This is a genomic window from Synechococcus sp. CBW1006 (genome assembly GCF_015840525.1).
Classification (GTDB): Bacteria; Cyanobacteriota; Cyanobacteriia; order PCC-6307; family Cyanobiaceae; genus CBW1002.
In genome coordinates, this window is sequence record NZ_CP060396.1 from 1,759,385 (window position 1) to 1,775,159 (window position 15,775).

Annotated in this window: 15 protein-coding genes; 12 read left to right on the forward strand and 3 right to left on the reverse strand. The window is 62.4% G+C overall.

What is annotated here, in order from left to right:
* Positions 1-142: 142 nt before the first annotated feature.
* On the forward strand, positions 143-535 hold the full coding sequence (locus tag H8F26_RS08415; protein ID WP_197159076.1) for a YqjD family protein: 393 nt from the start codon (positions 143-145) through the stop codon (positions 533-535).
* Positions 532-930, forward strand: a complete 399-nt coding sequence (locus H8F26_RS08420) for a phage holin family protein (protein WP_197158738.1) — start codon at positions 532-534, stop codon at positions 928-930. Before H8F26_RS08415 ends, H8F26_RS08420 begins: the two co-directional genes overlap by 4 nt.
* 26 nt (positions 931-956) lie before the next feature.
* Here H8F26_RS08420 and H8F26_RS08425 read toward each other — a convergent pair whose 3' ends face one another.
* The gene (locus tag H8F26_RS08425) at positions 957-2,180 is read right to left on the reverse strand and encodes a class I SAM-dependent RNA methyltransferase (protein WP_370594697.1); all 1,224 of its coding nucleotides are present in this window, start codon (positions 2,178-2,180) and stop codon (positions 957-959) included.
* A 1,573-nt stretch (positions 2,181-3,753) separates the two neighbouring features.
* Between H8F26_RS08425 and H8F26_RS08435 the strand changes: the two genes are divergently transcribed.
* From H8F26_RS08435 to H8F26_RS08460, 6 genes are all read left to right on the forward strand, one after another.
* Positions 3,754-6,258, forward strand: a complete 2,505-nt coding sequence (locus tag H8F26_RS08435) for a VapE domain-containing protein (RefSeq protein WP_197158739.1) — start codon at positions 3,754-3,756, stop codon at positions 6,256-6,258.
* Entirely contained in the window at positions 6,258-6,428 is a 171-nt protein-coding gene (locus H8F26_RS08440; RefSeq protein ID WP_197158740.1) for a hypothetical protein, read from the forward strand. The genes H8F26_RS08435 and H8F26_RS08440 overlap by 1 nt, the downstream gene beginning before the upstream one ends.
* Before the next feature lie 125 nt (positions 6,429-6,553).
* Complete coding sequence (locus H8F26_RS08445) at positions 6,554-6,895, forward strand: hypothetical protein (RefSeq protein ID WP_197158741.1); 342 nt, start codon at positions 6,554-6,556, stop codon at positions 6,893-6,895.
* A 179-nt stretch (positions 6,896-7,074) separates the two neighbouring features.
* Entirely contained in the window at positions 7,075-7,527 is a 453-nt protein-coding gene (locus H8F26_RS08450; protein ID WP_231605558.1) for a GIY-YIG nuclease family protein, read from the forward strand.
* A 908-nt stretch (positions 7,528-8,435) separates the two neighbouring features.
* Entirely contained in the window at positions 8,436-8,888 is a 453-nt protein-coding gene (locus H8F26_RS08455; RefSeq protein WP_197158743.1) for a hypothetical protein, read from the forward strand.
* A 241-nt stretch (positions 8,889-9,129) separates the two neighbouring features.
* Positions 9,130-9,423 carry a hypothetical protein gene (locus H8F26_RS08460; RefSeq protein WP_197158744.1) on the forward strand — a complete coding sequence of 98 codons (294 nt, stop codon included), beginning with the start codon at positions 9,130-9,132 and terminating at the stop codon, positions 9,421-9,423.
* A gap of 102 nt (positions 9,424-9,525) precedes the next feature.
* Here the strand turns inward: H8F26_RS08460 and H8F26_RS08465 are convergent, their stop codons facing one another.
* Both H8F26_RS08465 and H8F26_RS08470 read right to left on the reverse strand, forming a co-directional pair.
* Positions 9,526-9,723 (reverse strand): hypothetical protein, encoded by a 198-nt coding sequence (locus H8F26_RS08465; RefSeq protein WP_197158745.1) that lies wholly within the window; start codon positions 9,721-9,723, stop codon positions 9,526-9,528.
* Positions 9,724-9,979: 256 nt separating this feature from the next.
* Positions 9,980-10,219 carry a hypothetical protein gene (locus tag H8F26_RS08470; protein ID WP_197158746.1) on the reverse strand — a complete coding sequence of 80 codons (240 nt, stop codon included), beginning with the start codon at positions 10,217-10,219 and terminating at the stop codon, positions 9,980-9,982.
* A 304-nt stretch (positions 10,220-10,523) separates the two neighbouring features.
* Here H8F26_RS08470 and H8F26_RS08480 point away from each other — a divergent pair, with 304 nt between their 5' ends.
* From H8F26_RS08480 to brxC, 4 genes are all read left to right on the forward strand, one after another.
* On the forward strand, positions 10,524-10,730 hold the full coding sequence (locus H8F26_RS08480) for a Nif11-like leader peptide family natural product precursor (RefSeq protein ID WP_197158748.1): 207 nt from the start codon (positions 10,524-10,526) through the stop codon (positions 10,728-10,730).
* A 201-nt stretch (positions 10,731-10,931) separates the two neighbouring features.
* Positions 10,932-11,684, forward strand: a complete 753-nt coding sequence (locus H8F26_RS08485; RefSeq protein WP_255518586.1) for a BrxA family protein — start codon at positions 10,932-10,934, stop codon at positions 11,682-11,684.
* Positions 11,681-12,292 (forward strand): DUF1788 domain-containing protein, encoded by a 612-nt coding sequence (locus H8F26_RS08490; protein WP_197158750.1) that lies wholly within the window; start codon positions 11,681-11,683, stop codon positions 12,290-12,292. Before H8F26_RS08485 ends, H8F26_RS08490 begins: the two co-directional genes overlap by 4 nt.
* The gene (brxC, locus tag H8F26_RS08495; protein WP_197158751.1) at positions 12,289-15,774 is read left to right on the forward strand and encodes a BREX system P-loop protein BrxC; all 3,486 of its coding nucleotides are present in this window, start codon (positions 12,289-12,291) and stop codon (positions 15,772-15,774) included. Before H8F26_RS08490 ends, brxC begins: the two co-directional genes overlap by 4 nt.
* Position 15,775 lies beyond the last annotated feature (1 nt).

Consider the following 15,775-nt stretch of genomic DNA (forward strand, 5'->3'; position numbering starts at 1 on the left):
GGACCGGGACTCCGCCGATGCTCAGGCCGCCGCTGAGAGTGCTGCAGATGCCTCTGCTCAGAACACCGTTGAGAATGCAGCGCACAACGCATCGGACAACGCCACGCAGAACGCTGCTGAGCGAGATGGCTCCACCGGGTCGTTGCAGGATCGCTTCCGCGAGCGCTTTGAAGCCCTGCTGCCGATCATTCAGAAGCAGTGGCCGGAGGTGGCGCGTCACACCCTGGAGGCCAGCCGCGGCAGCCTTGACGACCTCGCCGCGGTGATCGCCCAGCAGACCGGCCGTACCGCTGAGGGCGTGCATCACCAGCTGGAAGACCTGCTGCATGTCGCCGGCGACCAGAGCCGCCATCTGATCGACCGCATCGAGCCCCTGGAACGCCAGCTGGAAAGCCTGCTCGACGATCTCAATGCCACCCTGCGCCCCCGCATCGAGAAGCCGGTGCGGGAGCGGCCCTTGCTGGCGGTGGGCATCGCGGCCGGCGTGGGCCTGATTGTGGGTCTGCTGCTCGGTTCGGGGCGGCGCTCGGCATGAAGGAGCGGCAGGAGGAACGACGGGAACCCGGCCCGGCCCGGGTGGCGGCCGGCCGGGTGGGGGCCCTACTGACTTCGGTGATGGACCTGCATGTGCGCATCGCGCTGCAGGAGGTCGATCAGGAACGGCGCCGCCTGATCGGTGGTGCGCTGCTGATCAGTGGTGGGCTCACCCTGGTGCTGCTGGCCCTGGTGGCGGCGGAGCTGGCCCTGGTGCTGTGGCTGCATGGAGCCCTGCGCTGGAGCTGGATCCAGGCCGCCCTCGGTGCCGCCAGCATCGATCTGGTGGTGGCGGGATTGTTTCTGCGGGTGGGGGGGCAGTTGCTCAAGGGCCCCTATCTGCCCCAGACCACGGCCGGCCTGACCCGCACCGGCCGAGCCCTGTTCGGCCGGTAGCGGATCTTGCCTCAGCGGATCTCGCCTCAGCGGATGTCGTAGTTGAGCCAGCGGCAATCGATGCCGCCGTTGCTCACCGGGATGCGCCGGCTGGCCTTCATGCGCAGGGCACCGGTCAGTTCGGGATTGCCGCTGAGCAGCCACAGGGTCCAGCCGCCGCAGCGCTGCTTCAGCATGGTGCCCAGATCGGCGTAGAGCTGCTCGAGGTCGTCCCGTTCCCCGATCCGTTCGCCGTAGGGCGGATTGCAGACCAGCACTCCCGCGGCTGCCGGGGGCTCGAAATCGCGGACGTCGCCCGCCTGCAGATCCAGCCAGTCGTCCACACCGGCTGCAGCGGCGTTGGTGCGGGCCTGCTCCAGCACGCTCGGATCCTGCTCCCGCCCCACGATCGGAGCCAGTGGATCCCCCTGGGGCCCGTGATCGCGCTGCAGGGCCCTGGCCTGGTCCAGCTCCGTCTCCCAGAGGTCTGGCTGGAAGTCGGGCCAGCCCTGCAGGGCGAAGCGGCGCGGTGGCCGTCCCGGCCCGCTCAGGCCGGGCGCCCGGCCCAGGGCGAGACAGGCGGCCTCGATCAGCAGGGTGCCACTGCCGCAGAGGGGATCGGCCAGGGGCACTCGGCCATCCCAGCCGGTGAAGCTGATCAGCCCAGCGGCGAGGTTTTCCTTGAGCGGGGCCAGGCCCATGGCGGCCCGGTAGCCGCGGCGGTGCAGGCTGCCGCCGCTGCCCTCCAGGCTCAGCACCGCCTCGGGCCCGCCGCGGCCCCGAGCGAGATGGAGGTGAAAGCTGAGGTCGGGCGTTTCCAGGTCCACGGTTGAGCGCTCGCCCCAGTGCTGGCGCTGCCAGTCCACCAGGGCGTTCTTCACCTCCAAAGCGCTGTAGTGGCTGTGGCTCAGCCCCGGGGCGCGGCCACTGGCATCAACCCGAAAGCGGCAATCGGGCGGCAACCAGAGGGCCCAGTCGGCGGCTTGCTGCACCCCGCGGTAAAGATCCTCGCGGCTGCGGCAGGGAAACCGGGCCAGCTCCCGCAGGATCCGGAAGGGCAGCCGAGCCTGCAGGTGTAGGCGGTACAAGGTCGCCAGGTCGCAGCGCAGCGCCACCGCCCGCTGCAGGGGCTGAACGTCCGTGGCCCCGAGGGCGCTCAGCTCAGCAGCGGCGGGCTGCTCAAGCCCAGGAGGCACCACCGCTGTGGCGGCGAAGCTGCCGCCGGGCTGGGTTCCGCCAGGGGCGGTTGTCCCCTGGATGGGTTCGGTGATGCCCACGGCGTTGGTGCCCCCTGCGGACGTCGCTGTGCTGCCACAATGAATGAGTCCGGTTTCGGCCGGACTAGGTGATCCACACCAGTGCTTCGGACAGCGGTTCGATTCCGCTCAGCTCCATTCGCCTTCTTCGTTCTGGCTGCTTGCCGGGATCCGGGCACGTCCCGGGGCTGCAATGGTTTCGACGGGGTATGAGGAGGGTGACTGAAGCCTGCTCGGTAAGAGCAAACCCGTAACAGCGAACAACATCGTTCGTTTCTCCCGTCAAGCTGCCCCTGTGGCTGCCTGACATCTCTAAGGGAGATGGGGTGAGGTCAGCCTTATCACCCAAATGACCCATGGGCCCTGGAAGGGGCCTTTTTAGTAGGTGGGGACTGGGTTTTTGGGTGGTTGATGCCCCCATGATTTCCATCCGTGACCAAAGGCGTGACCAAAGGTGGGTGGCGGGTAGCGCTTGGAGCGGCTTGGCGGCCTCCGTCTCCATGGCGAACGGTCTTTGCCCTAGCGGCGCTACAGCCGTGCTCTTCTCCATTCACCAGCCGCTCGGCTGCACTGGAAGGTGCCGGACTTGTGCCCCTTTGCGCGAGGTGGCATCTGGCTCTGCGCTGAACCCTCCTGCCGCCGCGGTTACTTGGAATTGAGCAGTTCCGCCAGCGGTACGAAGGTCTATCCGAGCCGCCGCAGGACAGGAATGACCCGGCGCAGTGCACGTTGGGTTTGCCCACTCAGGGGCATCGTGTCGTGCATCACCAGGATCAGCAAAGGCACCACAACGACCCCCTGAAGACTTCCTGGCCTCCTGGCCTCACCGGCTGGGGCTTGGCACTCATCCTGTGCAAGCAGCCGGCTTGCTCTGTAGGCGGCGGAACCGACACCACATGAAGGGTGCTGGCCCCTGGCCATCAGCTTCCAATAGCTGTGTGCCTTTCCCATGTCCCACCGCATGAAGCGGGATGCCCGGGCGCGGCAGATGGGGGGATCCCCATCAACGGAAGGGATTTCTTGGCAGCGCGAGCGGAGATGCTTCGCACCATCGGAAATATCCGCTAATGCGTTGCTACCACTGGCTTTTTGGGCTGACAGGTCGACTCGTGCATCGAGTTTCCCTCTGAAGGCAGGAAAGCGATAAGAGAACGCGCCTGAGGCCCATGGCTGACCCCTGTCCCCGTATGTGGCTGACGACTGCCGAAATGGCAGCCCAGCTGGGGTTGCACTCCAAGACTCTGCTTCGCCTTCGCGGGTCAGAGCATTCACCGTTCCGAGAAGGCATTGACTTCCGGCGAGGTGGATTGACCACGCGCGCGCCACTGCAATGGCACCGCCTCAACTGCGACCAAGCCTTCACGGGCTTCAAGCGGATTGACCCCGCAGCGGTGGAGGTCTTCTCCCGCGCAGACCTTGAACTGCAGGCTTGCTCCCCTGCAGGCAAGAGAGCGGTGCGGACCGCTCAGCCTAGGAGGGCCTGAGCGATGCAAACGCAAGGAATTCCCCGGCCTGACTCACAACGGTCCGTCAGCTGTCGCGTCGACCAGTTCACCGTCAAGCGCAATCGCTTGCTGGGGGTGCTGCTGTGAGCCTGTCTCCTGAGCATCGGGACCACCTTCTGAACGAAGTGGGTGAGGCCGGTCCGGCCATCGCCCTGGAGCTCGGCGCCCGCAGCCTCTCCGCTGAAGAGGTGCGCACCATAGGGTTCCGCTTCAAGGGTTGGCGCGGCTCCGGCCTGCTGCTGCCCTTCGGCGGTGACTTCGCTCAGTGCCGCCTTGATGATCCGCCGATGGGGCCGGACGGTAAGCCCGTGCGCTACCTCAACCGCCCCAAGGCGAAACAGCAACCCGTCACGGTGGGCGACGGCGAACCCACGCTGGCGACGGAGGGGTTCAAGGATGCAATCAGCCTGCACCTTCTGACCGGTGAGACCGTGCAGGGTCTGCCCGGTGTGAGCTGCACCCGGCTGCTGGCGCCCACGGTGAAGCAGATCGTCTACGACGCTGATGCAAGCCTCAATCCCGCCGTCTGGGGCGCACTGATCCGGGCCGGACTGGAGCGCGGCTGCCGGTTGTCGTTCTTCCCCTCGGATGTCGCCGGCCACAAGGGCGGTGCGTCCGAGTTCCGTCTGGCCGGTGGTGACTTCGGTGCGCTCCGCTGGCGCTCAGCCCGTGAGTTGCTGCGCGAAATCAGCAGCCTCTGGAGCCGCAACCTACGCACGGACTGGAAACCACAAGCACTCCGGTCCATTGCACGCCTGGCGAATGAGGCCGGACTGGGTGACATGACCGCCGAGCTGCTCACCACCGAAGCAGCGAAGCGGATTGGTGTTCGTGTGGGGCCTGCCCGCACCATCGCCGCCAAGGCCGCCGCACCCAAGGACGGCACCGCCGCATCCTGCCCCTCCGAACCCACGAAGCAGCAGCTCCAGTCCTTCATCCGCGGCACCTATGCGGTCCGACTGAATGAATTGTCTGGCCGTGTGGAGCTGAACGGTGCACCCATGGACGCGTTCGATTTCGCGGATACGTTTCTGGCCCACGAGCACGGACTGGAGACCACGAAGCAGGCCGCGAAGGACACCTTCGCCTACGTCGCCGCTGCCAACCCCTTCAACCCAATCGCCGCCTACTTCAAGGGGCTGCGCCAACGTGACGATCTGAAGCTGCTCAGCATCGAAGCGATCGCTGGCGCGTTCGGCGTCCTGCCCGGTGACACCCTCTCCCAGGAGCTGATGGCCCGCCACCTGGCCGGCGCCTATCTGCGGGGCATCGAACCCGGCTACAAGCACGATCAGATGCTGCTCCTGCTGGGCGATCAGGGCCAGGGGAAGGGTGAGTGCATACGCGCCCTGGCCGGCGCCGGTTGGTATGACTCCGCCACCCGCATACCGAAGCACCTAGAGGACCGTGAGTTTCTCCAGAAACTCAACTCCGCTTGGTTGTTTGAATTTGACGAGGCAGAAAAGACTCTCCTGGGTCGTGATGCTGCCGAAATGAAGGGTTTCACCTCACGCACCGTTGATCGCTATGTGCAGAAATGGGCGACCACCTGCGGCGAACATCCCCGGCGGTGCGTCCTGTTCGGTAGCTCGAATGAGGTCGAAGTCCTGAACGACACCACCGGTAGCCGGCGGTTCTGGGTCGTTGATGTTCGTGGCGGCACCATGCGCCCCGATTGGATCCGCCACCACCGGGACTCAATCTGGGCAACGGTCGCCACCTGGGTTGACTGGGGCCTGAGGAACTGGGTTCCGCCCAATCACCCAACCGCGGTAGCTGCAGCTGGACGGGCCGCTGAGGCACGGCTCAGTCACGTCTGGGAGGGACCGATCCGCAAGGTGCTTGAGCAGTTGCTCCCCGACGGTGAGGGGATCGGCCAGGACACGCTGATCGAGCAGGCACTGGGGCAGGACATCGGCAAGGTCGATCGCCGTGTGCAGATGCAGGTGACGCGGATCGTCAGGGCATCCGACTTCACTACTCACGGCGAGACCGTCCGATGGGAACGGAAGCGGCTCCGCTACGGCGGAGGCCATTCGAGGTGGGGATACGTTCCGGCCCTCGTACCAACTGCTCCAACCTGTTCCAATCAATTCCAGGGAGATTGGAACGGCCAGATGCCTTGGCATGACAGGCGTCTGACCGCCCCGTTCCAACTGTTCCAACCTTTTTTTGAAGGGGAACAAGAAAAAGAGATAAGAGCTCTACAAGGCGCCGAAAGGGCTGATGCATATGTGTCGCATATGCGGGGGAGCGATCCGGAAAATGGTTGGAACGGTTGGAACACTCCCAAAATCCCTTGCACTGGAACGGATCTCACGGTTCAACCTCCCTTGGGGAGGTCGGATAGGTCGGATCAGCCGCCGCCGACATCGGAACGGCGCCGCAAGCCGAACCACCGTGACCGCGTAGCTGCCATCCCCATCAACAGCCCGGTGGAGATCCGCCGCGACGGGAAGCCACCGGTCAACGGCCACCGGATGCTCGACCACTTGGGCCGTAGTGAGAACTGCCACCTCACCGACCCCAGCGGCGGCACCGTGCTCAAGCCGAAGTCCTGGATCTGGCCCTGCGGGGGGGGATCCTGATGACCACCACCTGCCCCAGCGCCAATGCCATGCAATGGGTTGCCGCGCTGTTCGTCATCTCACTGTTTGGCCGCCGGGCGCGCTCCGTTCGCGAAGTGCAACACGCTCTGAAGAAGTTGCACGGCACCCTTGCTGAGCTTGGCGTTGATACAGCGGCGGTAGCCCCCTGATCGCTGCGCTGGCGCTCACCGCTGAATGGGCCGAGCCGTCTGCTGTGGTCCAGCTGATGGAGCAGCCTGAGGAGGAGGACAGCCAGCCGGCGGCCACGGTCGTGATCACACCGGAAACCTGAGGCATGGACCCCACCACCCGCGAACCGAAGCGCCGAGGCCACCAGACCGCAACGGGACTACGGGTTGCGGCCCTGGTCGAGATTGTTTCCTCCGGAGGTACCCGCCGCGATTGTTTGCAGTTTGCTGCAGAAAACTGGGGGGTAAGGGAAAGATCCGTGGATGGTTACCTTACTATCGCCAGAGAGCAAATTCGTTCTGATTGGGAAGTAGAACGCCCTTGGATGATCGCAGAGCTCTTGTCACAGCTCAGCACGTTACAAGTCCAAGCGCGTAAGCTTGGCCAGTTGCATATTTCCCTGGGTTGTATCAATGCCGCCGCGAAGATCTACCGGTTGTATGATTAGAGCCGCTGTTCTCGCTGTTCGTGGAAAGGTCGTACTGGCCTGCAAGGCCCGGTTCCCATGCGTTTTGGGAGGTTTTCTTGAGCGAGTCAGACCCTGGCGAGTGCAATGACATCAACAGACTTAAGGAGTGGCTTGATTGTTGCGAGAAGAATATAAGATATTCCGAGGCTTCTGAGGGAATGGTTGGCATGCCGATGATCAATCGTTGTCGCGAGCGTCAAATCGAGCTTAGGCGACGCATTAGGAAGCTGGAGGATCAAGACCGTTCTTCCGATGACTCCAGGGTTGATGATGCCCTGTTGAATTTGCTGAATAGCGTATGCGCAAGCGTTTCAACGGTTGGTTGCATCTACTTCAAGCGGTGGTCAATGCCTGATGGCACCGCCTGGTACAAGGTTGGCGCCACCACCAACCCCCGTCGTCGGGATGCTGAGCAGAACGTGCTACCTGTTGCCGCCGAGACTCTCGCCTGTGTGGACGTGGGCAGCATGGACAGGGCCAGGGCTCTTGAAGCTGCGATCCATGGCGCCATGGATTCCCAGCGCATCACGGACGCCAACAACCGCGAACTGTTCCATCTGACGGAGGAGCAAGAGGGTGCCGTGATGGAAGCCATCAAGGCCTTGGGGTGATGCTCGGCTTCCGGCTGGAAAAGCTGCTGCAGCAAGGGCTCTTGTCCATCGCCACTGATCGGGACGGGTGTGCTCGATCGTCGATCCGGCAGTGCCGCGAGACTGGTCTATGGTGCTATTGCTTTATGTTATTGCCGGAATGGTAGCAACCGAACTCCTGGAAGCCCGCAAGACATTCTAGTCAAGCCTGATAGCATGACTAAGGCCAGTGTTGGCACCAGTGCGATAATTATTGCGTTCCAGAAGGGGGCTCAAAGCCATTTGGTCGCGTCCCCAAGAATCCTAAGTATGGGCATGCAAATCCGTAGTGGCAATGCAAACAGAAAGCTATGGTTTGCGCAATGACTAGCCTTCCTCCTGGGAGCAAGTCGTTATTGTAGAGCCAGAAGGACAGTGCCATGTTTGATAGCAGGGTCACGACTACGAAGTAACTCCATTCCCCGATGTGAGCACAAGTCACGTCCGCGAAAAAGAAGCCGAGCCACGAGAAACCTGCTGGGGATCCAAGCAGGACGTTGCCATAGATGCTTTTTTCTTCCCCGTTATGGTCGATAAGTACGGGGAAGCCCCCCCCCCTCCCATCTTTCTCGACAGTCCACCCAGATTCGTCTAGTTCTAAGATTTTCTTCAGAAGCGCTTGCATCTGTGGGTTAACAGCCACTTAATCCACTCTCCAGGTTTGGTTGTAATTCAACCCTGTTTTGCGGGTGCGCATTTGCATCCCTACGCCTTGGAGACAACCCCTTGAGCACCATCATCAGCTCGATCTAAACCATCGACGCCCTGGATCGCGGCACCTCTCAACCGCAGCGGATCCGCTGGCATACGCATCCCTTGCTTCTGCATGCGACACGAGAGGGCCATCCGTCCGATAATGCATTGACTTCGACCGCTGCCTGAGGTGCGCAATGGCCAAGCAGCTTGATGCGTTACGTGCAACTACCCCGGTGAGCAAAGGCCGCGGTGGTCGGCCACGGCTCACCATTACTCCGCGCGACCTGCACCAGATCGAGCAGTTCGCAGCCATCGGCCTGGCTAATGCTGAGATCGCCTGCCTGGTTGGTGTTAGCGAGCGAACCCTCTACACGTGGCTGCACAAACCAATGGTTATTGCAGCCCTTAAAAAGGGGCGCGCCAATGGTCTCGCTGTTGCCGGTAAGAAGCTCTGGGACAGGGTCAACGCAGGTGATCTCAGCGCAATCATCTGGTTCGAGAAAACTCGTGGCAAGCGGTCTGAGCGTGTCCAGGTCATCAATGAAGACGAGGCCGTGGACATTACACGGCAGCTCAGAGCTATGCCCGACGACCAGCTTCGCCGGATTGCCGATGGTCAGTCGCCGGTAGACGTTTTGGGCTCATAACGTCACGGCCAGTGTCTGAAACTTCTGCCTTGAGCTGGACCTGGTGCGAATTCCAGGACTCTCGATCAGCAAGTCTGAGAGCAGTCCAGCAGGGCGTGATCAACAATGCCCAGGTCACTCCCTTTCTGGATCTGTCCGCCGGGGGCAAGGGCTGCGCAAGCGGCGTCGCTGCGCTCCACCGCCCTTGCCTTCCCGGCGGTGCGTGGGGCGCCCCGTCACAGCGCTACCAGCGCCACCACCCATGTCCGCCTCTCTCGATGCCCTCACCCGGGAAGATCCCGTCGCCCTGGTCGAGTCCTGCCACAGGGCCCTGCTCTGGATCCTGCGCACGCACCACAGCAAGCCGATCGCACGCACCTGGATCAACCATCCCTACGGTGAGGAAGAAATCGCTCTCCTGGAAGAGGAGCTGCTGCCGGCCATGGAGCAGTTCCTGGCCCGCACCGGTGAGATCGATGCTGCACTCGAGGCCTGCCTCGATGCCGAAGTCGAGTCCCAGGCACCCGCTCCGGAAGGGCAGTTGAAGGGGGCTTGATCGGCCCCACCGGCCGCCCGGGGGCTACGGCCCCCTTTGGGCGACCAGGTCATGCTCCTCGTGGATCAACCGGCTGTCGTCCGCCTCGCGATCAGCCTTGGATCACTGGCACCAAGTGTAGGCCGTATCGGGCGACTGACCCATGGCCCACATGACGGCGGTGCAGACCGAGCTGGCTAACCCGGAGAAGACACTGCGCTGCTTCTGAACAGCGTGTGCCGGGCTGGTCGTGGCGGTCATGATCACGAGCAGGACGCCGAGGGCGAGGGAACGGCGACGGGCTTGGATGGTGTTGGTCATGGGTCTGTTTCGGGGACCCCATCACCATAATTCGCCGGAGCGGCCGCAGTGGTGAGCTGCCTCTCTGAGTCTCGTGATCTTGCTCACTGGGGTGGTGGATGGATCGATCTGGGCTCTCCAAGACCTTCCACTGGACCCGCAGAGACGAGAAATACGCCGACCTACGACCTATGGCTGCTGTGGATTCCCAGGAAGGTCAGGTCACCCCACGCTGAGCGATGCCCTGTCCCCGTTCAGTGAAGATCTTGTGCTCTGATCAGGGCGTCTGTGGACCCTCGCGCGGGAGGTCCTCCAGCTCATCGGCGAGGGCCAGCACGGCGACATGGACCGGCGCCCACTCAGCCAGTACTGCAAACATCTCAGGAGATCCATGTTCTGTGGCCCTGCCGCGGGCATTGAGCTCGGACAGCTGGGCGCGTAGTTCAGCCAGGCGTTCGTGGCGACTGGTCATTGTGTCGTTGGCGAATGTCTTCAGGAGTGCCGCGAAGCGGATCACCCCGCGGCTGCAGCACTCCTCGCTTAGCCAGAGCTGAAGGCTATAACTGCTGTGGCTGAAGTTGAGACGGCTGGAGAGGCCCAGAGCAAGCTCACCGGATGGGGCGCAAAGGGCCTCAGCCCCTGCATGGCGGCAGGACCGGCTACCTGCGGCCGTGAGCGTCAGCTGATGTGGGGCATCTCCGCAGCCCCGCCTCAGGCGCGGCAGCGGTTGGTTGCAGTGGGACGAGCCTGGGCTGTGCTCTGCGGAACCTGGCGCCGGCGCAGATCCTCCGCGATCCTGCAGGAACCGGCGGGTTATGCCGATGAGCTGGTCTGAACTGGAGCGCTTGGTGGCAGAGGCTGAGGCCGATTCCACGTTGCGGGCTGCTCTCCACCGCTGCCGCACCCGCGCGGAGCTGATCCTGACGGCCCGGCGGCTGGGCTACCGCATCTCGCGACTGGATCTGCAGCGGGCCCAGGCGGAGCACCTGCTGGAGGAGCAGGTGATGGCGGCTGCTGTTGGTGAGTGAGGCTGCCTGCCGAATGAATGCAGCTGGCCGCAGTGATGCCATCGGGGTCAATCAGGCCTATCCCACCCGATGCCTATGCACTTTCTGCATAGGTGCGGTCTTTCGCAGGACATCGACGCTGTATCGAGGGGATCAGCCATAGGTTGAAGGTCAAATCGCTTGCTGGAGCTCGCTTTTTTGGCTGCCAGAACCGCACAACCGGTGCCAGGATCAGCCCAGCATTCCCCGTTGGACCACTTGGCGACTGCGGCCACGAGGGCCCCGAAGTACTGCCTGAGCTTCACCGCTGCAAGTCTCCGGCCTGAGTTGGCCGCCGTGATTGCCGGCATCCACCTCGAGGAGGACGGCGACTGGGCGCGCACCAAAGCTGCGGTGCTGGAGCGCAACGCTCTGCAGGCCCGCTCGGCCAGCACGGGTAAACGGCTGGAATCGGAGTTGCGCCAGAGGCTGCAGCGGCTCACTACCCCCCAACTGGAGCTCCTGGCGAATGGCACCAGCGACGAGCGCATCGCCATGGCTTGGCTGGCGGTACTGAAGCGCATCCAGATCGCGGCCGACGTGACCCGAGAAGTGCTGATTGGGAAGCTCAGCAGCCTGGACCCCGTGCTGCGCCGTTCTGACATGGCGGCCTTCTACGAGGCCACCGAACGCGATCACCCCGAGCTGGAGGCCCTGGCACCCTCGTCGCAGCAGAAGGTGCGATCGGCCTTGCTGCAGATGCTGCGGGATGCCGGGTTGCTGTACGGCAAGGCAGGGAAAGGCGGCACGCTCGGCACTGTGCAGCGCCCCCTGGTGTCACCGCAGGTGCAGGAGCTGCTGGAGGACGACGATCCGGCCTTGATGGCGGGGTTCCTGCTCAGCTCCACTGCTCGGTCGGCCAAGGCTGGGAAGGCCAAGGCTGCACCCAAGCCTGCGGCCAAAAAGGTGGGCGCTGCCCGGAGGAAGGCGGCATGAGCAGCGTCAGCGGCCTCGACAAGCGACTGCAGGAGGTGCTCACCCGCCCAGAGTTCCTGGAGATGCGCGGCGTGGCCAAGGAGGTGCCGATCTTCATCCAGACCTACAGCCCTGCCGACGAAGACCAGCTGCGGGTGGTGGTGAAGGGGGCAGAGCAATACCTGCGCAAGCAGGGCCTGCGGGTGAAGCACGTGGACTTGTTTGAGTTGGTGCTGCAGCTGCTGGAATCTGAAGGGTGGCTCCAAAAGGTCCTGCTGAAAGAGCCGAGTTGGAGCAAGGGCGATCTGTTCGACACTCTGCAGAACGTGGCAGAGCCCACTGAAGCGTTGGTGCCGAAGTTGATGGAGGCGCTGGGGAAGGACACCCAGGTCAGCCTGATCACGGGGTCAGGCCGGATCTATCCCTTCCTGCGTACCCACACGATTCTCGAGGCGCTGCAGCCAGCAATGGTGCGCCATCCAGTGGTTGTCTTTTTCCCAGGTGAGTATTCCCAGGATGCTGACGGCGGTTCCTACCTACGGCTCTTCGGCACCACGACAGCCAGCAAGATCGAAAACCCGCATTACCGGGCCACCAACCTCGACTATTTCGACATCAAGAGCTCATGACTTTCAAAACCATCCGCGAGCTCTTCGCCAAGCCGGTTGATCGCCCGATTGATGGGGTGATCAAGGCTGATGACGAGCGCCATCTCCAGGTTGAACTCGACGAGTACGTCGTCACCCGCGAGGTGAGCAAGGGCCTGGGTGCCTTCACCGACGCCTACCTGCACAACCCCACGGCCAATGGCGTGTGGATCTCGGGCTTCTTTGGTTCGGGCAAATCGCACCTGCTGAAGATGCTCTCGCTGATGCTCGACATCGAGAAACGCGTGGGAGAACAGGGACACCGCCCAGCCGAAATCCTTCTGCCCAAGGTGGGCGACGAAATCCTCCGGGCGGACCTAAAGAAAGCTACTGCAATCCCAGCTCGCAGCATCCTGTTCAACATCGACCAGAAGTTCGACACCAAGGGCGGAGACAAGGAATCTCCGATTCTGGATGTTTTCTTCAAGGTTCTCAACGAACTACAGGGCTATTATGGCAAGCAAGGCTACATCGCCCAGTTTGAATATGATCTCGACAAGCGAGGGAAGCTTGACTCTTTCAAGAAGACCTACCGTGAAACCATAGGGTCTGATTGGGAAAACGACAGGAAAGCTGTTCTAACGGCCACAAAAAGCGATTTCGCCAAGGCATACTCAATCCACGCTGGGGTGAGCGAAAGTGACGCTCTCAGGATTATCGATGATGCCAAAGACAGCTTCAAGTTGTCGATCGAGGACTTTGGTCAACGTGTGAAGGAGTACCTCGACAGCAAGCCCCCTGGTTTTCGGCTCAACTTCTTCGTGGATGAGGCTGGTCAGTTTATTGGCCAGGAACGCAGTCGCCTGCTCAACCTCCAGACCGTCGTGGAGAGCCTGGCCACCGCCACGAACGGTCGGGCCACCGTGTTCATCACCTCCCAGGCTGACCTAGAGGGCGTTCTGGGCCAGGTAAAGTTTGAGCAAGCAGACGATCTCAGCCGCATTCAAGGTCGCTTCAAGACGAAGATGAACCTTGCAAGTGCCGACGTTCAGGAGGTAATTCAGCGGCGCCTTCTTGAAAAAGATCCACAGGAACCAGAGCAGCTGATCAGCATTTACGAGCAGGAGAAGGAGAACTTCACTACCCTGTTCCGATTCGGTGACGGTTCAATCCAACTCAAGGGCTGGAGTGATTGCCAAGGTTTCTGCGGCCTTTACCCCTTCCATCCCTACCAGCTGAGCCTGTTCCAGCAGGCGATCCAGAGTCTGGCCACCCACAGCATCTTTGAAGGTCGGAACATGGCGGTCGGAGAGCGCTCGATGCTCTCGGTGTTTCAGGAGGTGGCCAAGGCAATCAAGGAGATGCCTGTGGGGCGGCTGGCCAGCTTCGATCAGCTCTATGACGGCATCAATGATGTGATCCGAAGCGATAAGAAGCAGACCATGGTGACCGCCCAGAACCAGGTGGGCGAGCTGGAGCTGCGCATCCTCAAGGCCCTATTCCTGCTCAAGTGGGTGCCGCAGTTCAAAAGCACGGCACGCAATATCGCGATCCTGCTGATCAATGAGCCCAACTTTGATATCCGCGCCCATGAGCAGGCGGTGAAGGATGCGCTGATCAACCTGGAGAGCCAGAGCTACCTGCAGCGCAGTGGTGAGGTCTACGAATTCCTCACCGACAAAGAAAAGGACGTTGAACAGGAGATCAAGCGCACGGAGGTGTCCGACTCAGAAGTGATCAAGGCCCTGCACCGGATTGTGTTTGACGACGTGCTGCGCAGCAACAAGATCCGTTTTGAGGACAACGGCAATGACTACTCATTTTCCCAGAAGATCGACGACGGTCTGATCAAGGGCAAGGACACCGATGTGGCCGTGAACCTGGTGACGCCGGAGCACCCCAACTACGGCAATGAGGCGATCCTGCACAGCCGCAACATGGGCGGCACCGAACTGATGGCGGTGTTACCGGGCAAGGAGCGGCTGCTGGAGCAGATCCGCAGCCAGCTGAAAACCGACCTCTACGTGCGTCAGAACAGCGGCAGCGAAGACGAAGCCTTGAACGCCATCCTGGCGATTCGCGCCAAGCAGAGCGGTGCACGCCGGCAGGAGATCACCCGCCTGGCCGAAGAGCAACTGCGAACGGCTGCGCTCGTGGTGAACGGCCAGACCCTCTCGGTTGGGGAAGGCGATCCGAGAACCCGGTTCAGCAAGGCCTACCAGGAGCTGATCCGCTCCGCGTTCTCCAAGCTGAAGATGGTGCACGGGTCGTTCAGTGAAACCACCGTGGCCGCGGTGGTGAAAGATCAGGACGACCTGCTCGACGGCCTGGCAGTGCAGCTGTCGGAGGCAGAGCAGGAGGTGCTGGTGGAGGTGGAGCGCCAGCAGAAGCTGGGCGAGCGCCTGAGCGCAGAAGACCTGGTGCGCAAGTTCGAGGCGCGGCCTTACGGCTGGAGCAACTGGGCCACGCTCACCTTCATCGCTCGGCTGTACCGCCTCGGAAAGCTGGAGCTGCGGGAGAAGGAACTGCTGAGCAGCGTGGAGGTGATCGATGCGCTGACCAACAGCCGCAAGCTGGGCGGCGTGAACGTGCGCAAGCAGGAGGTGTACGACACCAGCACGATCAATGCACTCAAGAGGTTCCACCAGGACCTGTTCAATGTGCAGAGTCCCGGCACCGATGCGCGCAGCACCTGCGAAGCCTTCCGGATGGCGATGCGCGAGGAAGCGCAGGACCTGCGCGACCTGGCGGCCCAGGCCGGCACCTATGGATTCCTTGCTGCGGTGAAGCCCTGGGCCGAGCAAGCCGAGGCGATGACCAAAAAGGACGACGGCTACCTGCTCAATCAGCTGGACACCTTCAAGGACAACTGGCTCGATGCCGAAGAGGACCTGCTCACCCCCCTGAAGCAGTTCCTCAATGGCAACCAGAAGGCGGTCTACGACCAGGTGAAGGCATTTGAGACTCGCTACGGCGATGAGTTCGCCGATCTGCCCGCTGATCTGGTGCAACCCCTGAGGGCATTGCTCAGCAGCGAGAAGCCCTATGCCGGCGGCCTGATCCCCCAGGCCAACAACGCCATGGCGGAACTCCAGAAGCAGCTGGAACACCGCCTGCAGCAGGCTCAGGCTGACGCCTTGCAACAGATCACTGAGCAGGAGGCACGGCTAAAGGCCGACTCCGATTTCCAAAAGCTGGATGAGGAGCAGCAAGCCCAGGTGCTTGCCCCCACAGCTCAGGCCAAGGCCGATGTGCAAGCCGCCAGCAAGCCGGGTACTGCGCTCTTGAGGATGAACCGCTATCGGGCGGAAGAGGTGCCCAAACAGCTGCAACGCATGGCGGCCCTTGCAGCGCCAAAGGACGCTCCGATGCCTGCCGAGATCACGGTGGTTGCCGCTTCAGCGCTGAAGGTGAACTGTCCGCTGAGCCAGATCACCAACAGCGCCGAGCTGCAGCAATGGCTCGATGCCTTGCGCGCAGCCGCCCAGGCCGAGCTGGATCAAGGCCACCGGATCAGTCTCTGAT

Bases quoted from the DNA above. Each gene is read 5' to 3' on its own strand.
- H8F26_RS08465 (WP_197158745.1), bottom strand. From the start codon at position 9,723: ATGACCAACACCATCCAAGCCCGTCGCCGTTCCCTCGCCCTCGGCGTC.
- H8F26_RS08480 (WP_197158748.1), top strand. From the start codon at position 10,524: ATGAGCTGGTCTGAACTGGAGCGCTTGGTGGCAGAGGCTGAGGCCGAT.
- H8F26_RS08490 (WP_197158750.1), top strand. From the start codon at position 11,681: ATGAGCAGCGTCAGCGGCCTCGACAAGCGACTGCAGGAGGTGCTCACC.
- H8F26_RS08440 (WP_197158740.1), top strand. From the start codon at position 6,258: ATGACCACCACCTGCCCCAGCGCCAATGCCATGCAATGGGTTGCCGCG.
- H8F26_RS08460 (WP_197158744.1), top strand. From the start codon at position 9,130: ATGTCCGCCTCTCTCGATGCCCTCACCCGGGAAGATCCCGTCGCCCTG.
- brxC (WP_197158751.1), top strand. From the start codon at position 12,289: ATGACTTTCAAAACCATCCGCGAGCTCTTCGCCAAGCCGGTTGATCGC.
- H8F26_RS08445 (WP_197158741.1), top strand. From the start codon at position 6,554: ATGGACCCCACCACCCGCGAACCGAAGCGCCGAGGCCACCAGACCGCA.
- H8F26_RS08455 (WP_197158743.1), top strand. From the start codon at position 8,436: ATGGCCAAGCAGCTTGATGCGTTACGTGCAACTACCCCGGTGAGCAAA.
- H8F26_RS08420 (WP_197158738.1), top strand. From the start codon at position 532: ATGAAGGAGCGGCAGGAGGAACGACGGGAACCCGGCCCGGCCCGGGTG.
- H8F26_RS08450 (WP_231605558.1), top strand. From the start codon at position 7,075: ATGGTTGGCATGCCGATGATCAATCGTTGTCGCGAGCGTCAAATCGAG.